Origin of the sequence: Neorhizobium sp. BETTINA12A, assembly GCF_023006485.1 — a bacterium.
Classification (GTDB): domain Bacteria; phylum Pseudomonadota; class Alphaproteobacteria; order Rhizobiales; family Rhizobiaceae; genus Neorhizobium.
This window is the reverse complement of the sequence record NZ_JALBGW010000223.1, coordinates 1-6,356: the sequence shown is the minus strand read 5'-3', so window position 1 is coordinate 6,356 and position 6,356 is coordinate 1. Positions and strand designations below refer to the sequence as shown.

The following is a 6,356-nucleotide window of genomic DNA, read 5'->3' as shown; positions in this document are numbered from 1 at the left end:
CATGCACCTTCATCGCCGCCAGCGCCTTGACGCGGCGCTCGGTGGTGAAATAGTCCGGCTCGACCATATCGAGCCCCGCCTCGCGGGCGAAATCGTCGGCCGCTTCGCCGCCGAGCAGGATCGCATCGCCCTTTTCCATGATCTTGCGGGCCGCCTTGATCGGATTGCGGATGCGTCGCACCAGCGTCACCGCGCCGGCCTCGAGCGTGCGGCCATCCATGATCGAAGCGTCGAGTTCATGCTTGCCGTTGGTGTTGAGGGCCGCGCCATAACCGGCGTTGAAATGCGGCGAATCTTCCATGACAACCACAGCCGCCTGCACCGCGTCGAGCGCCGCGCCACCTGCGGTCAGGATTGCCCAGCCGGCTTTCAGCGCTCGTCCGAGATCGACGCGGGCCGCCGCCCATTCCTCGTCGCTCAGGTCGAGCTTCGCCATGACGCCGCAGCCGCCGTGGATCGCCAGCGCAATCTTTCCCATCGATCCTTCTCCCCGTCTGAACTTGAAGGCTTTTCAGAAAAACGGCCGGGCGAGAGGCCCGGCCGGTAGCTCGCAGGTTGGGATGGCTTATTTCGCCGGGCGGATGTTCATTGCCAGCGTGTCCTCGTCGGAACGGGGAACGATGGTAATGCCCTTCTTCATGCCCCAGGCCGAGACGGTCGAAGCGATAGCCAGGTAGGGCCGATCGGTCGATACTAGGGCATTGGCATCCATCAGGAACTTTTCACGCTTCTTTGGGTCCATCTCGACGGCGGCGTCTTCGATCAGCTTGTCCATCGTCTTGTTGGCATAACCGCGCAGATTGAAGGCACCGAGCTTTGTATTCGGGTCGTTGCTATGGGCAAGCGACGACAGCGTGTAGTTCGATTCACCCGTCAGCGTGCCCCAGCCCGACATGGTCATCGAGTAGTCGCCGCGCGTGTTGGCCGGGAAGAACACGGCACCCGGCTGAGAGTTCGCTTCCACCTGGATGCCGACCGCGGTCAGCATCTGGGCGATCGTCGTGCCCACATCCTTGTCGCCCGGCAGGCGGTCGTTGGTGAAGGAGAAAGTCACCTTGAAGCCATTAGGATATCCCGCTTCGGCGAGCAGCTTCTTGGCCTTTGCCGGGTCGGCCTTGGTGGATTTGACGGCCGGGTTCCAGCCGAAAATGTTGGGCGTCACGAGCTGCGACTGAACGGTGCCCATGCCTTCCATGGCGATCTCGGTGATCGTTTCGCGGTCGATCGCCAGATCGAAGGCTTCGCGCACCTTGGGATCGAGGAAGGGGTTCTTCGGCAGCGGCGAGCCGTCCTTGGCGCTCACCTGCGGCGGCTTCTCACGGAAGTCGAAGGCGATATTGAAGAGGTAGACGCTGTTCTGGCGCACGACGGTGAGTTTGGTGTCCTTCTCCAGTGTCGGGACGTCGGAGGCAGGGATGCGCGAGATCAGATCGACCTGGCCGGCTTTCAGCTGCGCAACGCGGGCCGCATCGTTCGGGATCTCCTTGCGGGTGACCTTGTCCCAGGGTTCCTTCTCGCCCCAGTAGCCGTCGAACTTCTGCAGGACGAGCTGTTCTTTCGGCGTCCAGGAGACGAACTTGTAGGGGCCGGTCCCAATCGCCGCCTTGCCGGAATTGAAGCCTTCCGAAGCCTTGTCGGCGTTGGCGGAAAAGTCCTTGGCAGCCGTATGCGATACGATGAACAGGCGGATGAAATCGTTCGGCAAGTTCGGCGCGGGGCCGTCGGTCTTGATACGGATCGTCAGCGGATCGACGATCTCGATGCCCCGCACGCGGCGGACATAGATGGTGGTCGGGTTCGGGCCGGTGACGGCCGGAATACGCTCGATCGAGAACTTCACGTCCTCGGCCGTGAAGTCGGAGCCGTCATGGAATTTGACGCCCGGGCGAAGCTTGAATTCCCAGGTCGTGCTGTCGATGGCCGTCCAGCTGGTTGCAAGGCCCGGCTCGAGCTCGAGGTTGTTGCCGGATTTCACCAGCGAGTCGTAGATATGCTTGACCGCCTCGGCGTGGGTGCCGGCGGCAGTGAAATGCGGGTCGACTGACAATGGGCCGGCGCGAACACCGATCGTCAGGTCGGCGGCAAGTGCCGCACCCGAAACGCCGCCGAGCAATACGGCGGCGAGAGCCGCCGTGCGGAATGTCTTCAAAATCGTCATTGTTCGTTCTCCTCTATATTTATCATTGGGGGCCAGTTGGGTGAGTCCACGACGACTTTCGCCAGCAGTTCGGAGAGCATCAGCTTTTCGGCAGGCGTCAGCCCCGACAGCATGACCTTTTCGCGCTCCACCATCGGCTGCATGGTTTCGTCGACAATGCGCTTTCCTTCGTCGGTGATGTAAAGGACGAAGCTTCGAAGATCCGCCGCATCGACCTCGCGCCGGATGATGTTCTTGTCGACGAGCTTCTGGATCGCCCGGCTCATCGTATTCTTGGGGAAACCGGAGGAGCTGCTGATGGCGCTTGCCGTCAGTCCGTCGGAAAGGCCGAGCGAATAGAGAACAACGAATTCCGGCCGGGCGAGCCCGTACTCTTTTTCGATCCAGCGATAGATCGGCTCGTTGAACAGCAGCGCCAGGAAATTGATGCGAAAGGAAAGCCAGCAGGGGTTCTGCCATAGCTTCACGGACACCAGATCATCGACGCCGTGATTGCCGGCGGCCGCCTTGCCGCCCTGCTTGAGGAGCGCATCGAAGGATGAGATTTCCAATTGCAACGCCGTCAGCTCCCGCAGAAATCCTACCTGGATTTTGTTCCGTATGGAACTTGACGATAGCTTATTTGGCTGTCAATCTCTTTTTTTAGTTCCGTATGGAACTTTGCACTTGATCGGCGCAGCGCCTGTCAAGGCACATTTTTTGTGCGCAAGCGTGAGATCTTGGTCAAATTTTGCGCAGTAGGGATGCAGGTGGAAATTTATGAAGATCGCGGACATGAACTGGATGCAGGTGGAGGAACGGACGGTCGAGGATGACCGCTGCATACTTCCGATCGGCAGCGTCGAGCAGCACGCCTATCTCAGCCTCGCGACCGACATGATCCTTGCCGAAAAAATCTCGCTCGATGCGGCCGAGCCGCTCGGCATCCCGGTTTTCCCTGTCGTGCCCTATGGCCTCGCCTCGTCGTTTGCGACCTTTCCCGGCACGCTGACGCTGACGCTCTCCACTTATATCGGCGTGATCCGCGACCTGATGGACAGCATCCATCGCTCCGGCTTCCGCCGCATCCTGATCGTCAATGGCCATGGCGGCAATACCCCAGTGACAGCCGTCATCTCCGAATGGCTGAATGCGCATCCTGATGCCTCTGTGAAATTCCATGACTGGTGGCGGGCGCCCAAAACCTGGGCAAAGGTGCAGGAAACCGATCCCGCCGCCTCGCACGCCTCCTGGATGGAAAACTTCCCCTGGACGCGCACCACCGACCAGCGTCAGCCGACCAACGCCAAACCGAAGGTGGATTTCGCCGGCCTCGCCCGCGTCGACGCGGCCCGCAAGCGCGCACTCCTCGGCGACGGCAACTATCACGGCCTCTACCAGCGTCCCGACGAGGACATGCTGGCGATCTGGGACGTGGCCGTCGCGGAAACCCGCGAACTTCTCGAAAACGACTGGCACTGACGGCCAGGCCCTTCGGCGCTTGGCTCCACGAAACCCGCAGAAGACGGGACAGAGGGATAAGACGGGGAACATATGTTAGGTTTCATCTTGCAGCGCCTGTGGCAGGCGGCGATCGTGGTCATCGCGATGTCGGCGCTGGTCTTCTGCGGCGTCTATGCCGTCGGCAATCCCATCGACGTGCTGATCTCTCCGGATGCGACGCAGGATATTCGCGCCGCGGTGATCGCCCAATACGGACTGGACCAGCCACTCTGGCGTCAATATTTCGCCTTTCTCGGCAGGCTGATCGAAGGCGATTTCGGCCGCTCGCTCGTCTACAGCATGCCGGTCAGCCAGCTCATCCTCACCCGCCTGCCGGCGACGCTGGAACTGACGCTGGCAGCCGTTCTATTTGCCAGCCTCGTCGGCATCCCGATCGGCATGTATGCTGGCTACCGCCCGCATAGCCTGATTTCCCGCGCCATCATGGCGATCTCGATCCTCGGCTTCTCGGTACCGACCTTCTGGTTCGGCCTGATGCTGATCATGGTGTTTGCCGTTCAATGCGGCTGCATGCCGGCTGGCGGACGCGGCGAGACGGTCAGCCTCTTCGGCGTCGATTTCAGCTTCCTCACCGGCGACGGGCTTTCGCATCTCGTGCTGCCGGCGCTGAACCTGGCGCTCTTCAAGTTCTCCTTGATGATCCGGCTTGCCCGCGCCGGCACCCGTGAACTGATGCAGAGCGACACGGTGAAATTTGCCCGCGCCGCCGGCCTGTCCGAGTTCACGGTGCTGAGCCGGCATGTGCTGCGGCTGATCTCCATTCCGCTCGTCACCGTCTTCGGCCTGGAGCTCGGCTCGACGCTCGCCTTTGCGGTCGTCACCGAAACCATCTTTTCCTGGCCCGGCCTCGGCAAGCTGATCATCGACAGCATCACCTCGCTCGACCGGCCGGTCATGGTCGCCTACCTAATGCTCGTCGCCTTCCTATTCATCGTCATCAACCTGATCGTCGATTTGACCTACGCGCTGCTCGATCCGCGCCTGCGAAAGGGACGTGCCTGATGCGCGATACTCTGCTTGGCCGTTTCCTCGAGGAATTCTTCCGCAACAAAGTCGCGACGGGCGCCGCGATCGTCGTCCTGCTGATCGTCCTGACCGCGATCGTCGCGCCGCTGGTCACCCCGCAGGACCCCTATGACCTGACCAGCCTCGTGCTGCGCGATGCACGGCGTGCGCCGGGTTATGTCGGTACTGGCGGTTACACCCATTGGCTCGGCACGGACTCGCAAGGCCGCGACCTCCTGTCTGCGATCATCTATGGCCTGCGCATATCTTTGCAGATGGGCGTGATCGCTGGCGGTATCGCCTTCGTCATCGGCGCGGTGGTCGGCTGCTCGGCTGCCTATATCGGCGGACGTTTCGAAAGCCTCGCGATGCGCATCATCGACCTGCAGCTTTCCTTCCCGGCAATCCTGCTCGCCTTCGTCATCGCAGCCCTTCTCGGCCAGGGCCGCTATCAGCTGATCATGGCGCTGATCTTTGCGCAGTACGCCTATTTCGCCCGCACCGCCCATGGTGCGGCATCGGCCGAGCGGCAGAAGGATTATGTCGAGGCGGCGCTCTCAATCCCGCTGTCGCCCTGGCGTGTCGTCGTCAAGCACATCCTGCCGAACTCGCTGCCGCCGCTGATCGTCGTAGCCACAGTGCAGGTGGCGAGTGCCATTTCGCTGGAAGCCACCCTCTCCTTCCTCGGCGTCGGCCTCCCGCCGACCGAACCGTCGCTCGGCATGCTGATCGCCAACGGCTTCCAGTACCTGCTCTCCGGCCGCTACTGGATCTCGATCTATCCCGGCGTGGCGCTGATCCTGTTCATCGTTTCGCTCAATCTTGTCGGCGACCAGATCCGCGACCAGCTCAATCCGAGGCTCCGCCGATGACCGAAACGACGCGTGCTCCGCTTCTCGAAGTCACCAACCTCAGGACCTGGTTTCCGAGCGGCCGCGGTGAAATCAAGGCGGTCGACGGCGTGTCTTTTTCGCTGGCGCCAGGCGAAGTGCTCGGCTTGGTCGGCGAATCCGGTTCCGGCAAGTCGATCACCGGCTTCTCGATCATCGGCCTGATCGACGAACCCGGCCGCATCGTCGAGGGTTCGATCAAGCTCGAAGGCCGCGAACTCATCGGCCTGCCCGCCCACGAACTGCGCGCCATCCGCGGCAAGACCATTTCGATGGTCTTCCAGGACCCGATGATGACCCTCAACCCTGTCCTGAGCATCGGCACCCAGATCAAGCTGGCGCTCGAAGCGCATGAAAACATCAGCGCATCGGATGCGCGGGAAAGAGCGATCAAGGCGCTCGCCCAGGTCCGCATCAGCGAGCCGGAACGCAAGGTGGATTTTTTCCCGCATCAGTTTTCCGGAGGCATGCGCCAGCGCGTGGCGATCGCCATCGCGCTGCTGCACCGGCCGAAACTCATCATTTGCGACGAACCGACGACGGCGCTCGACGTGTCGATCCAGGCGGAAATCCTTACCGAGATGAAGGAATTGGTGGCCGAACTCGGCACCGCGCTGATCTGGATCAGCCATGATCTCGCGATCGTCTCGTCGATCGCCGACCGCGTCGCGGTGATGAGGTTCGGTAATATCGTCGAAATCGGCCCGGCGCTCGGCGTGCTCACCCGCCCGCAGCACGACTACACCAAGGCGCTGCTCGACGCGCTGCCGTCGCGCGCCAAGCCCGGCCAGTTGCTGCTG

The 6,356-nt window shown here is 61.9% G+C and carries 7 protein-coding genes; 4 read left to right on the top strand and 3 right to left on the bottom strand.

All coding sequences use genetic code 11. From position 1 onward, the window contains the following. From MOV61_RS27610 to MOV61_RS27600, 3 genes are all read right to left on the bottom strand, one after another. Positions 1–478 (bottom strand): isoaspartyl peptidase/L-asparaginase (locus tag MOV61_RS27610; RefSeq protein WP_247138873.1); only part of this gene is annotated, 478 nt, incomplete at its 3' end. A gap of 87 nt (positions 479–565) precedes the next feature. Further along, on the bottom strand, positions 566–2,158 hold the full coding sequence (locus MOV61_RS27605; protein ID WP_247138872.1) for an ABC transporter substrate-binding protein: 1,593 nt from the start codon (positions 2,156–2,158) through the stop codon (positions 566–568). Next, positions 2,155–2,709: a MarR family winged helix-turn-helix transcriptional regulator gene (locus MOV61_RS27600; protein WP_247138871.1), complete on the bottom strand. Its 555-nt coding sequence runs from the start codon at positions 2,707–2,709 to the stop codon at positions 2,155–2,157. Before MOV61_RS27600 ends, MOV61_RS27605 begins: the two co-directional genes overlap by 4 nt. Before the next feature lie 208 nt (positions 2,710–2,917). Between MOV61_RS27600 and MOV61_RS27595 the strand changes: the two genes are divergently transcribed. The 4 genes from MOV61_RS27595 to MOV61_RS27580 all read left to right on the top strand — a co-directional run. Further along, positions 2,918–3,619 (top strand): creatininase family protein, encoded by a 702-nt coding sequence (locus MOV61_RS27595; protein WP_038543758.1) that lies wholly within the window; start codon positions 2,918–2,920, stop codon positions 3,617–3,619. Between the two features lie 72 nt (positions 3,620–3,691). Then, positions 3,692–4,663, top strand: coding sequence for an ABC transporter permease (locus MOV61_RS27590; protein ID WP_038543760.1), 972 nt, complete (start codon positions 3,692–3,694; stop codon positions 4,661–4,663). Continuing rightward, positions 4,663–5,538 carry an ABC transporter permease gene (locus MOV61_RS27585; RefSeq protein ID WP_247138870.1) on the top strand — a complete coding sequence of 292 codons (876 nt, stop codon included), beginning with the start codon at positions 4,663–4,665 and terminating at the stop codon, positions 5,536–5,538. The genes MOV61_RS27590 and MOV61_RS27585 overlap by 1 nt, the downstream gene beginning before the upstream one ends. Continuing rightward, positions 5,535–6,356, top strand: an 822-nt coding sequence (locus MOV61_RS27580; RefSeq protein ID WP_247138869.1) for an ABC transporter ATP-binding protein, incomplete at its 3' end; no start/stop codon positions are given. The genes MOV61_RS27585 and MOV61_RS27580, both read left to right, overlap by 4 nt.